This is a genomic window from Pseudomonas sp. TE4620, from assembly GCF_056279045.1.
The window spans coordinates 2394265-2413064 of the sequence record NZ_JBWBQO010000001.1 but is presented as its reverse complement, the minus strand read 5'-3'; the positions used below and the strand labels follow the sequence as shown (position 1 = coordinate 2413064).

14 protein-coding genes and 1 riboswitch are annotated in these 18800 nt (G+C 66.2%); of the genes, 10 read left to right on the top strand and 4 right to left on the bottom strand.

What is annotated here, in order from left to right; translation table 11 throughout:
* Positions 1-19: 19 nt before the first annotated feature.
* The 4 genes from tenA to gspG form a co-directional block, all read right to left on the bottom strand.
* Positions 20-685, bottom strand: coding sequence for a thiaminase II (tenA, locus tag ACZ9A3_RS11400; RefSeq protein WP_476252614.1), 666 nt, complete (start codon positions 683-685; stop codon positions 20-22).
* 3 nt (positions 686-688) lie between these two features.
* A complete protein-coding gene (locus ACZ9A3_RS11395; protein WP_093382217.1) occupies positions 689-1336 on the bottom strand; it encodes a TenA family protein in 648 nt (215 codons plus the stop codon).
* 81 nt (positions 1337-1417) lie between these two features.
* Positions 1418-1532: riboswitch (TPP riboswitch) on the bottom strand.
* 38 nt (positions 1533-1570) lie between these two features.
* A complete protein-coding gene (locus ACZ9A3_RS11390; protein WP_476252613.1) occupies positions 1571-2758 on the bottom strand; it encodes a type II secretion system F family protein in 1188 nt (395 codons plus the stop codon).
* 15 nt (positions 2759-2773) lie between these two features.
* Positions 2774-3196, bottom strand: a complete 423-nt coding sequence (gspG, locus tag ACZ9A3_RS11385) for a type II secretion system major pseudopilin GspG (protein ID WP_045198278.1) — start codon at positions 3194-3196, stop codon at positions 2774-2776.
* 177 nt (positions 3197-3373) lie between these two features.
* Here gspG and ACZ9A3_RS11380 point away from each other — a divergent pair, with 177 nt between their 5' ends.
* From ACZ9A3_RS11380 to ACZ9A3_RS11335, 10 genes are all read left to right on the top strand, one after another.
* Positions 3374-3973 carry a lytic transglycosylase domain-containing protein gene (locus tag ACZ9A3_RS11380; RefSeq protein WP_195884251.1) on the top strand — a complete coding sequence of 200 codons (600 nt, stop codon included), beginning with the start codon at positions 3374-3376 and terminating at the stop codon, positions 3971-3973.
* Between the two features lie 186 nt (positions 3974-4159).
* A complete protein-coding gene (gene mnxG / locus ACZ9A3_RS11375; protein WP_476252612.1) occupies positions 4160-10039 on the top strand; it encodes a manganese-oxidizing multicopper oxidase MnxG in 5880 nt (1959 codons plus the stop codon).
* Positions 10040-10053: 14 nt separating this feature from the next.
* Positions 10054-12033 (top strand): YncE family protein, encoded by a 1980-nt coding sequence (locus ACZ9A3_RS11370; RefSeq protein WP_476252611.1) that lies wholly within the window; start codon positions 10054-10056, stop codon positions 12031-12033.
* Positions 12030-12677, top strand: a complete 648-nt coding sequence (locus ACZ9A3_RS11365; RefSeq protein WP_476252610.1) for an SCO family protein — start codon at positions 12030-12032, stop codon at positions 12675-12677. Before ACZ9A3_RS11370 ends, ACZ9A3_RS11365 begins: the two co-directional genes overlap by 4 nt.
* The gene (locus tag ACZ9A3_RS11360; protein WP_230090865.1) at positions 12674-13318 is read left to right on the top strand and encodes an SCO family protein; all 645 of its coding nucleotides are present in this window, start codon (positions 12674-12676) and stop codon (positions 13316-13318) included. The genes ACZ9A3_RS11365 and ACZ9A3_RS11360 overlap by 4 nt, the downstream gene beginning before the upstream one ends.
* A gap of 3 nt (positions 13319-13321) precedes the next feature.
* Positions 13322-14857 (top strand): cytochrome c/ABC transporter substrate-binding protein, encoded by a 1536-nt coding sequence (locus tag ACZ9A3_RS11355; protein ID WP_476252609.1) that lies wholly within the window; start codon positions 13322-13324, stop codon positions 14855-14857.
* Entirely contained in the window at positions 14854-15501 is a 648-nt protein-coding gene (locus ACZ9A3_RS11350; RefSeq protein ID WP_123566611.1) for a SurA N-terminal domain-containing protein, read from the top strand. The genes ACZ9A3_RS11355 and ACZ9A3_RS11350 overlap by 4 nt, the downstream gene beginning before the upstream one ends.
* Before the next feature lie 229 nt (positions 15502-15730).
* A complete protein-coding gene (locus ACZ9A3_RS11345; protein WP_093382246.1) occupies positions 15731-16267 on the top strand; it encodes a response regulator in 537 nt (178 codons plus the stop codon).
* A gap of 53 nt (positions 16268-16320) precedes the next feature.
* The gene (locus ACZ9A3_RS11340; protein WP_476252608.1) at positions 16321-18021 is read left to right on the top strand and encodes a GspE/PulE family protein; all 1701 of its coding nucleotides are present in this window, start codon (positions 16321-16323) and stop codon (positions 18019-18021) included.
* Complete coding sequence (locus ACZ9A3_RS11335) at positions 17972-18799, top strand: hypothetical protein (protein ID WP_476252607.1); 828 nt, start codon at positions 17972-17974, stop codon at positions 18797-18799. Before ACZ9A3_RS11340 ends, ACZ9A3_RS11335 begins: the two co-directional genes overlap by 50 nt.
* Position 18800 lies beyond the last annotated feature (1 nt).

Genomic DNA, 18800 nt, shown 5'->3' with positions numbered 1-18800 from the left:
CCTGTGGAATCTTTAACCCTTACTGTCCAGCCGCATCCAGCCCCATCTGCCAGAAGTCGGCTTCCAGCCGCGAGGCCTGGGCGAAGACCTTGACCAGTTCCTCGAAGCGGCGCTCGGTCATGGTTCGCGCGGCCAGGTCATCCAGGTGCGCGCGGGCAGCGGTGGCCACGCCCTGGTAGCCGGCGCCTGCGTATTCGCCAATCCACTCGCGGTAAGGATGATCGCCCAGTGCCTGAACGCCGTCGGAGGTCAGGTTGCGGCCGATTTCGGCGTAGCCGATCACGCACGGCGCCAGGGCCACGTGCAGGTCCAGCAAGTCGCCGGCGGCGCCGCAGTCCAGCACGAAGCGGGTGTAGGCGACAGTGGCCTGGTGCTCCGGTGTCGCCGCGAGGTCGTCGGCCGACAGCCCCCAACGCTCGCACAGGCGCACGTGCAGCTCGGTTTCGTCGAGAATCGCCGCCAGCCCCGCCTGGGCGGCGCGAATGTCGCTGAGGGTGCGGCTCTTGTAGGCGGCCAGGGCCCAGGAGCGGGCGAACTGGATCAAGAACAGGTAGTCCTGCACCAGGTACTTGCGAAACGCCGGTTGCGCCAGGGTGCCGGCGCCCATCTGGCGAACGAAGTCGTGCTCGACGTAGCTGTGCCAGTCGGCGCTGGCGGCCTGTTTCAGGCGCTCGAAGATATCCATGGCTTAGCCCTCAATGTCGTAGGCGGCGTCGAAAAACGCCTGTTCCAGCGCCACGCTGCGCAGGAAGAAGTCGCGGCTGACCTGTGCGTGTGCAGGCCCGACGCGGTCCAGCTCGGCGCGCAGAAAGGCGACAAAGTCCTGGAACGCCGGGTTGTCGTGCAGGGTGATCCACTCGGCGTGCTCGAAGCGCGGCGGCAGTTGCTTGTTGGCCCGCAGCGCCCAGTCCAGGTACAGGCCCTCGGCGACGTTGAGCACCGCCAGGGCGGCGGCGTAGGAGCGGGTGGCCGCGGCTTCGCGCATGATCGCCTTGAAGCCTGCGGTCGGCGCTGAGTCCGGTGCCTCAAGGCGCTGCGCCTCGCTGACGCCCAGGGCTTCGAAAGCGCGCAGGAAGTAGGTGTTCTCTTCACCGGCGATCACCCCGGTAAAGCGCCCCAGGCGAATCCGCGCCTCGAAGGTATCGGCGCTGGCGATGGCGGCGCCGAGCAGGGTCAGGAACGCATCGATGAAACGGTGATCCTGGATCAGGTAGTTGACCAGCACAGGGTCGGCCAGACTGCCGTCGAGCAGTTCATTGACGAAGCGGTGTTCGATGCACTGGGTCCAGCTCGGCTCGCTTTGCTGGCGAAGGCTGTCGGTGAAGCGCGCGGTCATGCTGTTGTCCTTTTTATCGTGACGACAGCGGGGCCGGTGATGGCTGGCATGGTCGGCCCCGCAGTGAGGCCGGCAAAAAGGCAGGTGCACAATACCCATCCCTTCGCCGGCATGATCCGGATCAGGTTCGAAGGGTCACCGCGCTGCACATGCCAGCGGTTTCTCAGCCCGTTGCCGGGCTCCCCTTGGTGGCCGAATCTATACAGCAAGGGCCCTGGATTGTCACGCGTTGCGCTAGTGGATGCTCGAGGCCAGCTCGAAGATCGGCATGTACATGAGGATCACGATCAGGCCGATCAGCAGGCCGATGAAGGTCATCAGCAGCGGCTCGAACAGGCGCACGAACCACTCGATCCACCGGCTGATCTCCTCGTCGTAGAAGTCGGCGCTGCGCTCCATCATCTGCCCGAGGTTGCCCGACTGCTCGCCAGCGCGCAGCAGGCGCAACGACACTGGCGTCACCAGGTGCCCGGCCTCCAGCGCCGCCGACAGCGACTGGCCTTCCTTGACCCGTTCACAGGCCTGCTCCAGCCGCAGGCCACTGGCCGCGCCGAGCAGGCCGCGGGCCATGGCCATGGCGGTGAGAATCGGGATGCCGCCCTGCAGGAGGATCCCCAGCGAGCGGTAGAACCGCGCCAGCTCATACATCACCAGGCGTTTGTGCAGGGCCGGCAGGCGTTCCAGCTGGCGGTTCAGCCAGCGCCGCACCCGCGGCTCGCGACGCAGCATGAACAGCAGCGCCATGAGTAGCCCAAAGCTGCCGGCCATGGCCAGCTGATGCGCGTGCAGGAACATCCCGGCCTGCATCAGCCAGCGCGACATCCACGGCAGCTCGGTGCCCAGGCCTTCGAACACCAAGCTGAAGCGCGGTACCACATAGCCGAGCAGAAACAGCACCACGCCGCCGCCGACCAGCAACAGCAGCAGCGGGTAGATCGAGGCGCTGATGATCTTCTGGCGCACTTCGTCCATGCGCTGGCGGTAGGCAACATAGCGGCCGAGGGCATCGCCCAGGGCGCCGGTCTTTTCGCTCGATTGCACCAGTGCCACGTACAGCGGCGGGAACACGCTGGGCAACTGCGCCAGGGCCTGGGAGAACGACTTGCCTTCATACAGCAGGCGCACCAGTTCGCCGAGGGTCTTGCGTGCCTGGGGCGCGGTCTCTTTTTCGGCCAGGCTCTCGAGGGCGTCGATCAGCGGCAGGCCAGCATTGAGCAGGGTGGTCAGCTCCTGGCTGAACAGCACCAGGTTGAACACCTCGCCACGCCGCCAGCGCAGACCGGCCAGGCGCTGGCAACTGCGCACGCTGACCACCCGCAAGCCTTGTTGCTCGACCTGTTCGCGGGCCTGGCCCGGGTCCTGGGCGTCGACCTGGAGCAAGACCACCCCGGCCTTGCCCAGGGCCTTGAGTTCATAGCGCATGCGCAAGCCCTCCGGTTATTGCCAACTGGTGATCTCGGCATTTTCGCCATCGCCGCCGGGCTGGCCGTCCTTGCCCATCGACAGCAGGTCGTACTCACCGTTTTCACCGGGCTGGCGGTAGATGTAGTTACGCCCCCAGGGGTCTTGCGGGACCTTTTTCTGCAGGTACGGGCCCGACCAGCGGGTTTCGTCGCTGGGTGCCGCCACCAGTGCCTGCAGGCCTTGCTCGGAATTGGGGTAATGCCCCACTTCCAGCCGGTACAGGTCCAGGGCCTTGCTCAGGCCTTCGATCTGCGCCCGGGCGACCTTGGCCTCCGAGCGCCCCAACTGGCTGAAGTACTTGGGGGCAACGATGCCGGCCAAGAGGCCCAGCACTACCAGGACTACCAGCAGTTCGAGCAGGGTGAAGCCGCGTTGCGCGCGATGGTTGTTGTTCATAGCCAGGCCCTCCACAGGTGCGCTGCAAGGCCTTATGCAATTGCCGTGCGCGTCTGCGCCGGGCCTTTGCCGCACGGGCCTGGCAAGGCGGCACAGTGCTTGCGTCAGAAGGGTAACGCCCTGGCAATCGGGGCATATGCCCCACTTTCTGGGGGACGCAACGGGGAGGGTGGCACGATGCGCTGGCTCACTGCGGCAATCCTGGCCTGGCTGGCCACAGGCAATCCGGCTCAGGCCGATGTGTACATCTCGATCAAGGCCGATGGCAGTTATGTGTTGAGCAACGTCCACCGACCGGGGCGAACCTACCAGCGGGTCATCAGCGAGGCCGTGAGCCTGGCCAGCAACGGCCCGCAACTGATCACCGGCATGCCCTACGCCGAAGTGGTGGCGGCAGCGGCGCAGGCCAACGACCTGCCGGCGGCCTTGCTGCACGCAGTGATCCAGGCCGAATCGCGCTACGACCCCAACGCCCGCTCGACCAGCGGCGCGGCCGGGCTGATGCAGCTGATGCCCGACACCGCCAAGGAAATGGGCGTGAAGAATGTCCTCGACCCGGCCGCGAACGTGCAGGGCGGGGCGCGCTACCTCAAGCGCATGCTGACCCTGTTCGACAACGACATCACCCTGGCCGTGGCCGCCTACAACGCCGGGCCAGATGCGGTGCTGCGTCGCGGTCGGGTAGTACCGCCGTTTGCCGAAACCCAGCGCTACGTGCCCAAGGTGCTGCGCCAGTACCGGCGGTTGCAGGGCCTGGCGGTGGATGCGCCTTTGTAATCGCAAAACCTGTGGGAGCGGGCTTGCCCCGCGATGAGGCAACCCCCGATTAGTGGGGAATACCGGGGAATCACCCCCAATCAAGATTCATTCAGCTTTATAAGCTACTGAAAAACAACAATAAAAAATTTGGCATGGGCCTTGCTCCGGCCCCTCCAGAGTCCCCTTGCACCACCGAGGCACGCCATGATGACTCCAATCAAAGGCTCAGTCCTGACTTCCCTGCTGCTTGCGGCCGCCAGCCTTGCCTGGCAACCGCTCAGCGAAGCTGCCGTGCGCTGCGAGCGCAACCTGGTGGCCAATGTGGTGGCGCTCGATCAGCCACTGATGTTCAACCGCCTCGGTGCGCAGAACGCCAACGGCATGATGTTCGCCCTGCGCCGCGACGTGGTCGACGAGCACCAGGTGTCGCTGGCCACTGGCGGCGCCGCGGTACCGGGCAAAGTCAGCTTGCGCCCGGACAAACGCCCGCGGCCGATCGTGCTGCGGGTGGCGGCGGGCGACTGCCTGACCATCAACCTGCAAAACCTGCTGGCCTACCAGGCCAACCCGAACAAGCACGGCATCGACCACGAGCAAGAGAACGAGGTCGAAGGCGAGGAAAACGAAGGCGCTGAGAACGAAGTCGGCGAGGGCAACGAGCAGGGCGGCGAGCATTTTGTCGCCGACGAGCAGGTCAGCGACCGTCATGTCGGTTTTCAGGTCAACGGCATGCAGGCGGTCAACAGTATCGGTGACATCGCCGCCAATACCGGGCGCAACGGCAACTTCCTGATCGCCCCCGGCGCCAGCCGTTCCTACACCCTTTACGCCGAGCGTGAAGGCGCGTTTGCCGCCACCAGCCAGGGCGCGACCTTTGGCGGCGAGGGCGGTGCCGGCAACGTCGCCAATGGCCTGTTCGGCCAGGTGGTGGTGGTGCCCAAAGGTGGGCGCACCTTCCGTAATACCCTGACCGAAGAAGAGATGCGCCTGAGCAGCAGCGGCCGCACCCCCACCGGCCAGCCGATCGTCGACTACCAGGCGCGCTACCCGCAGCAGGAGCCGTGGATCCGCGAAGGCAAGGCCGGTTCGCCGATCATTGCCATGACCGATGGCAACGAGATCATTTCCAGCGAATCCGACGCAATTGTCATGGGCCCCAACGCCGATGGCAGTTTCCCGGCCTCGACCTACCCGCTGGAAAGCATCGGCAAACGCAACCCGGCGATCCCCAACCGCCTGGAGCCGTTCCGTGATTTCGCCGCGCAATTCACCGACGAAGCCGCCTCGACCCAGGCTTTTCCCGGTTACTGGGCAGACCCGGTAATGGGCCATGTGCTGGAGCCGACCCGCGACTCGTTCATGATCAACTATGGCTCCGGCGGCATGGGCGCCGAGGTTGTGGCCAACCGCCTGGGCGTGGGGCCGATGCATGACTGCCTGTCATGCGCCTATGAAGAGTTCTTCTTGAGTTCGCACACCGTCGGCGACGTGGCGATGCTGGTGGACGTACCGGCTAACGTCGGCCTGGAGAACATCCGCCCGGGCCAGACCCCGAGCGCCGAGCAGGTCGGGGTCAAGGCGACCATGGCCCTGTACCCGGCGGAACCGGCCAACGTCAACCACAGCTACATCGGTGACATGGTCAAGTTCCGCAACACCCACAACGGCCACGAGCAGCACATCTTTCACCTGCACGGCCACCAGTGGCTGTTCAACCCCAATGACGACAACTCCGACTATGTCGACGCCCAGGGCATCGGCCCGGGTGTCGGCTACACCTACGAAATCGCCAACGGCGGCTCGGGCAACCGTAACCGCGTGGCCGGCGATGCGATCTATCACTGCCACTTCTACCCGCACTTTGCCCAGGGTATGTGGAGCATGTGGCGGGTCCACGATGTGTTCGAAGAAGGCACCCGCCTGGAAGTCTCCGGGCAGAGCGAAAACGGCTATCACAGCGTGCCGTTCGCCTTGCGCAGCGGCAAGCCGGCCGCGGGCGCCCGGGCCTTGCCGGACGGCGAGATCGTCGCCGGTACGCCAATCCCGGCCATCGTGCCGTTGCCCGGCAAGGCCATGGCGCCGATGCCCGGCAAGGTCGCGGTGATTCCCAAGCTGGCGCAAACCCTGGTTGCCGCAAACCATGACGACGATGAGCAAGAAGAGGGCGATGATGACGCTGGCCATGACGACGCCGCGCCGCGCGCAGTCGGCTCGCTGGCCCTGGTCGATCGCAGCGAGGCCAACCGCAACGCCGACGGCAGCCTGAAGAATCCGGGCTTCCCGTTCTGGATCGGCGGCATGGAAAACACCGTCGGCCAGCGCCCGCCAACCCCGCCGCTGGACATGCTCGACCCGGCCAAGGCGCAACAGTTGAAAAACTCCGGCAACGCCCTGTGGGCCAACCTCGACCCGGCCCAGGTCGGTGGCTGGGACGGCGGCCTGCCACGCCATGCCCTGGACGGCCTGTCGGCCGGCGGCGAGGCGCTGGTGACTACCACTGCGCTGGACTTCACCAAGGCCATCACCAAGGCCAAGGCGGTGTTTTTGCCCGAGGAGGGTACCGACGTCGAACAGGCGGCGATGAGCTTCCATTCCAAACTGGAGCACCCAAGCTATGCCGTGCTGCCTGGCAAGCAGACCGTGGCGCGCAACTTTCGCACCAACGGCGCCGCACCCACCGCCGGTGCGCCGTACTACGAGCCGTGCATGGATGATCGCGCCAAGCGCCTGACCCAACTGTCCGGCGCCGGTGAGTTCAACAGCGGCGAGCGCCTGGACGGCATGAGCTTTACCGGCAGCTCGACTTTCACCGCCGACCGCCCGCGCATCTACAAGGGCGCCAACATCCAGTTCGACGCGGTGTACAACAAGGTCGGCTACCACTTTCCGCAGGCGCGGATCATCAGCCTCTGGGAAGACGCCTGGGCGGTGATCAACAAGCAGCGCCCTCCGGAGCCGCTGGTGATGCGCATGAACACCTTCGACTGCGTGATGTACCAGCACACCAACCTGATCCCCTCGTACTATGAAATGGACGACTACCAGGTGCGTACGCCAACCGACGTTATCGGCCAGCACATCCACCTGCCAAAATGGGACCTGACCGCCGCCGATGGTTCGGCCAACGGCTGGAACTACGAGGACGGTATCCTTTCCCCTGGCACCGTGGTCGAGCGTATCCACGCGATTCGCGAGTTCAACGAGTGCCGCGCCGGCGACCCGCGCGAAGGCACGGCCGAGTGCCCGGTGGCCAAGGCGCACCCGTTCTTCGGCCGCTACGGGCGCGCCGACTGGCTGGGCGCACGCACGGCCATGCAGCGCTGGTTCGTCGACCCGGTGGTCAACGTGCATAACGTCGACCGTGGCCTGGGCACCATCTTTACCCACGACCACCTCGGCCCATCGACCCACCAGCAACTGGGCCTGTACGCCACCGTGCTGGCCGAGCCTGCCGGCTCTACCTGGTACCACGCCGAAACCGGCGAGCTGCTGTACAACAGTGCCCTGCGCGAAGACGGCGGGCCGACCTCGTGGCAGGCGGTGGTGAAAACCGGCGACCTTGACGGTGACGGGCGCAACGACAGCTACCGCGAGTTTTTCCTCGAGTACAGCGACTTCCAGCACGCCTATGAGGCCGGCGTTTACGTGGGTGCCGGCCCGGACGGCATCCCCAATGCCCAGGCTTACCCGGCCAGCGCCGACAGCTTCCGCTATGCGATCAACCCGCCGGTGCGGCAGAAGGCTTCGAACCTGCTGGAATCGGTGGTCGAGTCGCGCGGCGGGCTCAACCCGGGCTGCCCGAGCCGGCCTTGCCCGCAGGCAATCTCGGTGGATGACCCGGGGATGTTCGTCGTCAACTACCGCAACGAGCCGCTGGCCCTGCGCGTCTACGACCCCAACAAGGTCGCCCCCGACGGCAAGCGCGGCATGCAGGCCGACGGCCTGGCCGGCGATCTCGCCTATGCCATGCAGAGCCGCACCGACCGCGCCATCCCGGCGATGAACCTGTCGCCGGCGGCTGTTACCTCAGCCGTGGGGCCAACCGGCGGCACCACCTTGTTCCCGCCGCACATCAACGCCGCCGGGGCCGAGCCGGGCGACCCGTTCACGCCGATGCTGCGCACCTACTCTGGCGACAACGTGCGCCTGCGCATGCATGCCGGTGGCCATGAAGAGGAACACAACGTGACCCTGCATGGCGTCAAATGGCTGCAGAACGGCTCGGGCTTCGGCAACAGCTCGAACTCCGGCTGGAAGGCCTCGCAGATGGTCGGGATCTCCGAGCAACTGGGCTTCATGGCACCGGTGTCGATGATCTCCAGCGCGTCGGCGCCCAACGGTGACTACCTGTATTCGCTGGACGCCGCCCACGAAGGCTACTGGAATGGCATCTGGGGCGTTATGCGCAACTACAGCAACAGCCGCAACGACCTGTTTGCCCTGCCCAACAACCCGTTGCCGATGGCGGCGCGCAACACCGTGGCGTTTGACGGCATCTGCCCGCGCTTTACCGCCAACACCAATGGCATCGGCACCCGGCCAACGGTGCAGCGCAGCTATGAAGTCGTCGCCGCCCTGGCCAACGATATCCTCGGCAACTCGCTGGGTGTGAGCATCACCGACCCGGCCGGCGCCGGCCAGCACGTCGGCGGCCCGCTCAAGGCCAACGGCGGCACCCTGGTGTACAACAGCCGGCGCACCAGCATCCCGCAGGTGACGGTGACCGACCCCGAAGATGGCGAAACCTTCACCATCGGCGGCCACAGCGGCCCGCTGCACGACCCGACGGCAATCCTCTATGTGCGCAAGGCCGACCTCGACCCGGGCACCGGCAAGCTCAAGCCCGGAGTGCCGATCGAGCCGCTGGTGCTGCGCGCCGCTGCCGGTGAGTGCCTGAAGGTCACCCTGGAAAACCGCCTGCCGCAGGTCATGCCCGACCTGCCGAGTACCGCCGTGATGCAGAACGTGGTCAAGCGCGACCGCAATGGCAGTGAAGGCTCCACCGCCTTCAACAACAACCTCATGCGGCCCTCCAGCCATGTCGGCCTGCATGCCCAGTTGCTGGCCTACGACATCACCAAGTCGGACGGCGCCAACGTCGGCCAGAACCCGGTGCAGACCGTGCCGCCACGGGCCGGCAACAGCGGCGCCTACCCGAGCAAGGTCTACCAGTACTACGCCGGGCACCTGGAGCGCGAAGGCAAGCCGGTGCTGCAGATGGGCCGTGCGGTGGACAACATCAACACCACCGCCATCGAGTTCGGCGGCCTGAACATCACCCCGGCCGATGTCATCAAGCAGGGGCAAAAGGGCTTGATCGGCGCCATGAGCATCCTGCCGCTGGGTGCCACCTGGAGCGAAGACACGGCCAGCCGCGCCTCGGCCACCGTGCAGGTGCCGGGGCAAACCGCCTACCGCGACTTCGCCACCCTCTGGCAACGCTCGCTGAACATGCGCTGGGCCGATGGCCGGCCGGTGGAGGGCATTGCCACTGAAGGCAACGGCGTGCCAGGCGATCCGAAGGACAACTCGAACATGGCCATCAACTACAAGACCGAGCCGTTGTGGTTCCGCTTCGGCCTGGCCCCGGATGCGCCGTTCGGCCATGCCGATGGCAATGGCTGGGCCGATGTAGCCAATGCCCACATGGCCTACAGCAACGCCCTGGTCGGCGGCGATCCGCAAACCCCGGTGCTCTGGGCCAAGCCTGGCCAGCCACTGCGCAACCACGTGCTGATGCCCACCGGCGGCAGCCGCGGCATTACCTACCAGCTCGACGGGCACCTGTGGCCGCTGCACGCCTACCAGCCGGAGAAGGCCGACCCCGGTGGCTACCCGATGTACCAGCCCGGTATCGGTTCGGTGCGCTTTGGCTACAACCCGCAGGCCATGTACATCGGCGCCCAGGAGAGCGTGCTGCCGGCCGCGCACTTCAGTTTCATGCTGCCTAGCGCCGGCGGCAGCAACGCGGTGCCGGGTGACTACCTGTTCCGCGACTACGCCGCCTACGGCAACGCCTCCGGGTTGTGGGGGATCCTGCGGGTGACCAACGAAACACCACCGGCCACGCCGCCAGCACAGTGAGTGAGGGGAAGGTCATGAACAACAAGAATCGACCGCTGTACCTGGGCCTGCTGGTGGGCCTGACCCTGATCGGCCTGGGGGTGAGTTACGAAAGCCTGTGGTGCGACCCGCGCAGCGAGCAGGTCGAAGGTGACCCCCAGGGCCTGCATAGCTTCAGCCGCGACGGCGTCAGCGTCGAGTTCGAAGCGCGGCCGCTGGGCAGCGGCGGGACCTTGACCGAAGGCAGCTTCGCCAATGTACGCTTCAAGATCACCGACCAGAACAGCGGCCAGCCATTGTCGGGGGTATCCCCCGGCGCCTGGCTGGACCCGGCGCTGACCGGCGAAGCGGCCAAGGACCGCAGCACCAGTTGCAAGGCACGGGTGGCGCTGTTTCTCAAAAGCAGCATCGGCGCACGGCCCTTGCTCGATTTGAACAGCTACTTCCTGCTGGTGCTGAACAAGGACGCCAGCCTCACGGTGATTGATCCGTCGGTGTCGGTGGGCGGGGTCACCAGCACCCTGGCGCGCATCGAACTGCCGGGCACACCGATGGACTGGGTGGCGAGCAAGGATGACAAGCAGGTCTACGTGTCGATGCCGAAGCGCGGCGAAGTGGCGCTTATCGACACCGAGACCTTCCAGCGCGTCGCCAACCTGCCGGCCGGCAAGCAGCCGCTGCGCCTGGCGATGCAGCCCGACCAGCGCCTGCTGTGGGTCGGCAACAATGCCCGCGACGCCCAGAGCAGCGGGGTGACAGTGATCGACGTGCCCAGCCGCAAGACTCTGAAGTTTTTCGCCACCGGCGCCGGTCACCACGAAATCGCCTTTAGCAGCGATTCGCGCTACGCCTTTGTCAGCAACCGCGACAGCGGCACCCTGAGCGTGATCGACGCCAGTGAGATGCGCCTGGTGAAAACCCTCAAGGTCGGCTCGCACCCTTTGTCGGTGGCTTATTCGCCGCTGTCCCAGGCGGTGTACGTGGCCGATGGCCGCGACGGCAGCATCAGCGTCATCGATGCCCGCAGCCACACTCAGCGCCACCTGATCGAAGGCAAGCAGGGCCTGGGGCCGATGCGCTTCAGCAATGACGGGCGCTTCGGCATCGTCCTCAACACCCTGCAAAGCCAGGCCATGGTCATCGATGCCAGCAGCGACCGGCTGATCCACAGCCTGCCGGTGGCCGCCGAACCCTACCAGCTGACCTTCACCCAGGCCTATGCCTATGTCCGCGGCCTGGCCTCGCCCAAGGTCAGCATGATCAACCTCAGCAGCCTCGGCGAAGGCCGCCAGCCGATCGTCCAGGGCTTCGAAGCCGGGCCCGCGGCGCCGCGCCAGGCCGGTGACCTGCCGCTGGCCCAGGGCCTGACTGTGGCCCGCGACGAGAACTCGGTGTTTGTGGTCAACCCGGTGGACAACACCACCTACTTCTACGCCGAAGGCATGAACGCGCCGATGTCCGGCTACGCCAACCGTGGCCACAGCGCCCGCGCCGCGCTGGTCATCGACCGCAGCCTGCGCGAGGTGGCGCCGGGGGTGTACAGCTCGACCATCAAGCTGCCGGCCGCCGGTACCTTCGATGTCGCCTTTTTGCTCAACCAGCCGCAGATCATTCACTGCTTCAGTACCGAAGTGGCGGCTTCCAGCAGCGCTCCGCACCGGCAGACGCCACGGGTGGAGTTCCTTATCGGCCCCTCGGTGGTCGACCAGGGCCGGCCGCTGATCGCGCGCTTTCGCATCAGCGAGGGCAACGGCACGCCGCGCACCGGAATCAAGGACCTGAGCCTGCGCTACTTTCTCGCGCCCACCTCGCGAGCCCGGACCAGCGTGGTCCGCGAAGTGGGCGAGGGCATCTACGAGGCGCCGCTGGAACAACTTGAAGCCGGTGCCTGGTACCTGCACGTGCAGGCGCCGTCGCTGGGCAAGCGCTTTGCCGAGTACAACTACACCAGCCTGCGGGTAATGCCCGCCGGCGCACAGCAAGCATCCGACGCCGGACCAAGGAGTGTGCAATGAAACTGCTCGATCGCTGCAGACTGTTCAGCCTCTGCCTGCTCGCCGCCAGTTGCGGTATCGCCCAGGCCCACAACGGTGTCGACCACAGCGGCCATGGCGCGCCCGCCGCCCAACAGGAAAAGACCTCGGTGCGCTTTGCCGATGTCTCGTTGCTCGACCAGAACGGCATGCCGGTGCGCCTGGAAAAGGACCTGGTGGCCGATCACCTGGTGGTCATGGGCTTTATCTACACCAGTTGCACCACGGTGTGCCCGGTGGTTTCCTCGATCATGGCCAAGGTGCAGAAGCAGCTGGGCGTCCGGGTCGGCACCGAGGTGCAACTGGTGTCGATCAGCGTCGATCCGCAGCGCGATGATCCCAAGCGCCTGCTCGGCTACGCCCAGGCGTTCCAGAACGGCCCGGGCTGGAGCTGGCTGACCGGCACCCCGTATGCCATCAACGAAACCCTCAAGGGCCTGGGCAGCTTCAGCGCCGACCTTGGCCAGCATCCGCCGCTGATCCTTGTCGGTGACGGCCACAGCGGCCACTGGACGCGCTATTACGGCTTTACCGACCCACAGCTGCTGATCAGCGAGATCGACCGCCTCAGCGCCCGCCGGGTGCACGCCAAGCACACCGCCATTGCCCAGGAGGTGCAACCATGAGCGCCGTCAGCCGTGGCATGCGCAGCACCGACTGGCTGGCCCTGGCGCTGTGCCTGTGGATCCTCAGCGCAGTGGCCCTGGCCCATGAAGGCCATGGCGCACCACCGCCCAACGCCACCCCGGCGACGGCCGAGGGCGGGACCCGCGACGCCCGCACGTACTTCACCGACACCGTGCTGCAGGACCAGAATGGTCGCAACCTGCGCTTTTACCAAGACGTCCTGAAAGACCGCGTGGTGCTGCTCAATGTGATCTTCACCCACTGCAATGACGCCTGCCCGCTGATTACCCGCAAGCTGCGCGAGGTGCGCGAAGCCCTGGGCGAAGACGCAGCCAGCAAGGTCACCTTCATTTCCCTGAGCAGCGACCCGCAGAACGACACCCCGGCGGTGCTTAAGGCCTTTGCCGAAAAACAGGGGGTGGACAGCGCCAACTGGCTGTTCCTCACCGGTGACAAGGCGCAGATGGACCTAGTCTTGGCGCGCCTGGGCCACCTGATTCCAAGCCCCGAGCAGCATTCGACCCAGTTGATTGCCGGCGACGTGGCCAACAAGCGCTGGAGCAAGATCCGCCCGGACGCGCCGGCGCAAGCCATCGCCCAGCGTCTGCAACTGCTGTCGCAACCCTTGGCGGGGCGCTGAGCCATGGCCGCGCGCCTGGCTATCGGCGTGCTGCTGAGCGTGCTGCTGGTCAGCCCGCTGGCCTGCGCCCTCGAGCTCAGCCCGCAGGAGCTGGCGGGCAAGCGCCTGTACCGCGAAGGCCTGTCGAGCAGCGATGCCCAGGTGTCGGCGCGGGTTGGTGCCGCCGACATGCTGGTGCCGGCCAGCGTCGTACCCTGTGCCAGCTGCCACGGCAGCGATGGCCTGGGCCGGGCCGAGGGCGGAGTGCGTCCGCCGTCGCTGAACTGGCAGCGCCTGGCCGGCGGGCAGGGCATGCGCGAGGTCAATGGCCGCCGCTATCCGGTCTACACCGAGGCGAGCCTGGCCCGCGCCATTCAGGAGGGCCGCGACCCGGCCGGCAACCTTCTGGACCCGGCGATGCCGCGCTTTGTCCTGAGCATGGCCGACCAGCGCAACCTCAGTGCCTACCTCAAGCGCCTGGCCGATGACCGCGACCCGGGGCTGGAAGAACAGACCCTGCGCCTGGGCACTTTGCTGCCGACCCAGGGCGCCCTGGCCGCGCCTGCGCGGGTGGTGGCGGCGGTGTTGGCTGACCGTATCGAGCAGATCAACCGCCAGGGCGGCATTCATGGCCGCAGCTTGCAGCTGGTCAACCTCGACCCCGGCCCCGACCAGGCCAGTGCCGAGCAGGCGCTGGCGCAACTGATCGACCAGCAGCGGGTATTCGCCCTGGTCGCGCCGATGGCGCCGGCCCTTGATACCACGCTGGCCGCGCGCCTGGAGCAGGCGCGCCTGCCGTTGATCGGCGCCGCCCCGCAGCTGGCCGGCAGCCGCCAGGTGTTCGACCCCTTGCCCGGGTTGCGTGAGCAGCTGCTGAGCCTGGCCGACTACGCCCAGGGCAGCCTGTCGTTGCAGCAGGCCCAGGTGACTATCGTTTATGCCGAGGCCAACCAAGCCGCGCTGGCGGCCAGTTTACGCGAGGCCTTGCTGGCGCGCGGCTGGAGCCAGGTCAAGGTCGAGGCCTTCGAGCAGCAGGCGCCGACGGGGCAGGCAGTGTTCTATCTCGGCAAGGCCTCGGCTTTCAGCCGCCTGACCGAAGCCTTGCAGCAGGCCGGGCGCACGCCTTACCTGTTCGCCGCCTCAAGCCAGGTCGCCAGCGAGCTGCTGCTGGTACCACAAGCGTGGTCGCGGCGGGTGTTCCTGGCCTATCCGTTCATCCCCAGCGACTGGACCGCCCAGGGCCGCGAGGCGCTCACCGCCCTGCGCCAGCGCCAGGGCCTGGATGGCCGCCAAGGCTTGTTGCAGGTCAGTACCTGGTGCGCCATGCAATTGCTTGAAGAAGCGCTCAAGCGCGCCGGGCGTGACGCCAGCCGCGAGAAACTCACCCAGGCCCTGGAAGGCCTGCACGACGTGCACACCGGGCTGACCCCGGCCCTGGGCTTTGGCCCGGGCCGGCGCCAGGGCCTGAACGGTGCGCATGTGGTCACCGTTGAAATGCCCGGCCCGGTGTTCTATCCGGTTGCCGCCTACCAGAGTGTCCTTGAGACGAGGTCGCCATGAACCGCCTGATGCCGTTGCTGCTGTGCCTGTTGGCTGTATCGCTGCACGCCGCGGACGGGCCGCCGGCGGCGCGGGTCAACGGCGTGGAGATCAGCCAGATGCGCCTGGAGCGCTATTTTGCCGAGTATCTTGAGGACCAGGGCAGGGCGCTGACCAGTATCCGCAACCCCAGCGTGTACAAGCGCCTGCGCGAACAGGCGCTGAACGACCTGATCGACCGCGAGCTGCTGTGGCAGGAGGCCCAGCGCCAGGGCGTGGCGGTCAGTGATGCCGAGGTCGAGGCGCGCATCGGCCACCTGCGCCAGGCGTTCGGCAGCAATGAAGTGTTCGAGCGGCGCCTGGCCGATGCCGGTTTCGACCCCCAGAGCTTTGCCGCTTACACCCGTCAGGAGATGGCCGCGCAGCAGGTGTTCGTGGCTGCCAGCCGCGTGCCGGAGCCAAGCGCGGCGCAGGTGTCGGCGTTCTATCAAGCCAACGCGAAAACCTTTGCGGGTGGGCAGAACCAAAGCCAGGGCGACCCTGTCCAACGGGAGCAAGGACTTGCAATGGCTAAAACCCTTCTTATCGATCAACTGCAGACGCAGGCGCGTCAGGCGTTGTTGCAACGCTTGCGCGACAGCGGTCAACTGCAGCGTATCGACTGAGCGCAGCGCCGCCCCCACTATTGGGGGCAGCACTAGGGGCAAAACGCCATCTGTCCCCCGGGATTGGGGAAGGGGCTAGCACCCGTTTGCGTCTATGCTTACAGAATCAACGACATAGCACATTGATTTGCGCCGTATCACGTCTGGCACGAAGCATGCGTAAGCCTCTACAAGGCCGCACTCGTGCCGGGCCGGGAAACCGGGCCAGCGATGCTTCAGGGAGTGGACCTTGGTGAACAGAGTATTGGTAGTCGATGACGAACAGACCCTTGCCGGCAATATCCAGGATTACCTGGTTCTGCAAGGCCTCGACGTCCATGTTGCCCACGACGGAGCCAGTGCCATCGGCGCTGCCGAACGCACCCGGCCCGAAGTGGTAGTGCTGGATTATCGCTTGCCCGATATGGAGGGGTTTCAGGTTCTGGAGACTGTGCGCCAACAAGGTACGCGCTGTCATTTCGTGCTGATCACCGCCCACCCGACCGCCGAGGTCCGTGAGCGGGCCAGCCAACTGGGTGTCAGCCATATCCTGTTCAAGCCTTTTCCGCTGGCGGAACTGGCCCGCGCAGTCCTCGACCTGATGGGCATCAAGCGAGAAAGCCGGCGCGCAGCCGACAAGGACACAGGGTTCGTCGAACGACGCCAGAGCAGGAGTGAGAGTTTCCCCCTGCAGTTGTTCGACGGTAGCTGGGTCCTGGCCGATCGCCGACGTAATGGCGCACGGCCGCCGGGGCCCGACGACGACCAGCTGCTCACCGGGGAATAACGCGCGAGCAGGGCTGAACCAGGCTCTCCGCGCCCCGCGTCGGAGAGCATGCCATGGAACCGTTGTCGCTCGTTCCTCCCGTTCTAGCCAGCACCCCGGCGCCCCTTGGCCGCGCGCTGCTGGCCCAGGCCAGGGCCAGTGCCGAACTCAGCGGCGAGCGTCTGCTCGATACCCTGCAATCGCTCAGCGGCCTTGAGCCGGCAGCGTTTGTCCAGTGCCTGGGCGCCACCCTGCATTACCCGCTGCTCGACGGCTCGGCGCTGTTCGCCGCCACGCCGCTGTTCGAGCGGGTCAGCCTGGCCCAGTGCCTGAAACGCGAATTCATCCTCCTCCAGCATGACGGCCAGACCCTCGGGGTGTTCGCCGACCCCTTCGACGACGCCCGCCTGGCCTGGATCGACGACTGCCTGCAAGGCGCACCGCTGTACCTGGTGCAAGCCGCTGAGCTCACGGGCTTTCTGGCCCGCCACGAAGAGAGCTTCCACGCGGTCGATTCGCTGGACACCGAAAGCGAAACGGTCAACGAGCTCGACAGCCTGCAGAGCCTGTCATTGGCGAGCATAAGCGAAGACCAGAGCCGGGTGGTCAAGCTGGTCAACTCGACCCTCTACGATGCCCTGAAGATGCACGCCAGCGACATTCACCTGGGCGTGACCGGCAGCGGCCTGGTGATCAAGTACCGCATCGACGGCGTACTCAACAGCATCAGCAAGGTCAGTGGCAGCGAGTTCGCCGACCAGGTGATCTCGCGGATCAAGGTCATGGCTGAGCTTGACATCGGCGAGAAACGCGTACCCCAGGACGGCCGCTTCAAGATCGGCATCAGCGCCCGGCAGATCGATTTCCGAGTCTCGATCATGCCGAGCATTTTCGGCGAAGACGCGGTGCTGCGGGTGCTCGACAAACAGGACCTGGCCGATCGCGTCAGCGGCGTGCAGTTGCAGGCCCTGGGCTTTGAACAGCAGACCTTGCGCAGCCTGCGCCGGCTGGCCAGCGAACCCTACGGGATGATCCTGGTCACCGGCCCCACCGGCAGCGGCAAGACCACCACCCTTTACGCCATGATCAGCGAGATCAACCACGGCGTAGACAAGATCATCACCATCGAAGACCCGGTGGAGTACCAGTTACCGGGGGTGCTGCAGATCCCGGTCAATGAAAAGAAAGGCCTGACCTTCGCCCGCGGCCTGCGCTCGATCCTGCGCCACGACCCGGACAAGATCATGGTCGGCGAAATCCGCGACCCGGACACCGCGCAAATCGCCGTGCAGTCGGCACTCACCGGGCACCTGGTGTTCACCACCATCCACGCCAACAACGTCTTCGATGTGATCGGCCGCTTCAGCCAGATGCAGGTCGACCCCTACAGCTTTGTCTCGGCGCTCAACGCCGTGCTGGCCCAGCGCCTGATTCGCCTGGTTTGCCCGCACTGCGCCGGCCCCCAGCAACCCAGCCATGAAGAACTCGTCGCCTCGGGCCTGGAGCCCGGCCAGGTCGGCCATTACCGCTTTGTTCACGGCAGTGGCTGCGGCCAGTGCCGGGGCAGCGGTTATCGCGGACGCACGGCGATTGCCGAGCTGCTGCACCTGGATGACGACCTGCGCCAGATGATCGTCGAGCGCAAGCCCCTGGCGCAAATCAAGACCCTGGCCTGCCAACGCGGCCTGCGCCTGCTGCGCAGCTCGGCGCTGGAGCTGGTGCGTGATGGCCGGACCACCCTGGAGGAGATCAATCGTGTCACTTTTATCGCCTGATCGCTTTATCGCCGTGCTCGGCGCCCAGGGTGTGGGCCTGTGCCAACGCCAGGGTCAACAGCAACGCTGGCTCTCAAGCCTGGACTTTATCGCCGAGCGCAGCCTGGCCTGGGCCGTGGCCCTGGAGTCGCTGCAGCACCTGCTGGTTGAACATGCCGGCAAGGGTGCGCAGTTGCAGGTGTTGCTCTCGGCCCAGTACAGCCGCTTCTGCCTGGTGCCCTGGAGCGCCGCCATCAGCCGCCCGGATGAGTTGCAGCAGTACGCCCGCGCCTGTTTCGAGGCGCATTACGGGCAGAGCCTGGAAGGCTGGCGCATTGTCGTATCCCCCGAAGCCGGCGGTTGCCCGCGCATCGCCAGCGCCACGCCGCAGGCCTTGCTCGATCAGCTTGAGGCCCTGTGCCGCAATCTCGGGCTACGCCTGCGCTCGACGCGGCCTTACCTGATGGAGGCCTACAACCACTTTGCCGAGCAACTGGGGCAGGGCGACTTTCTCTTCGTCCTGGCCGAGCCGCAACGCAGCGTCTGCCTGCTGGCGCAAAACGGCGCCTGGCAGCACGTCAGTGCCCAGGGCTGCAGCGACAGTGACCAGGCCCTGCAAGCCTTGATCGCCCGCCACAGCGAGTTGCACCAGGGCGAGGGGCAACTGCCGGTGTACCTGCATGCGCCCGGGCGCCTTGAGCCAGTACCGGCGCTGGCGGGCGTGCAACTGTGCGAGCTGGCGCCAGCGCCGCTGGCGGTACGCGACGTGCTGTGCAGCATGTCACGGGCGGTGGCCTGAA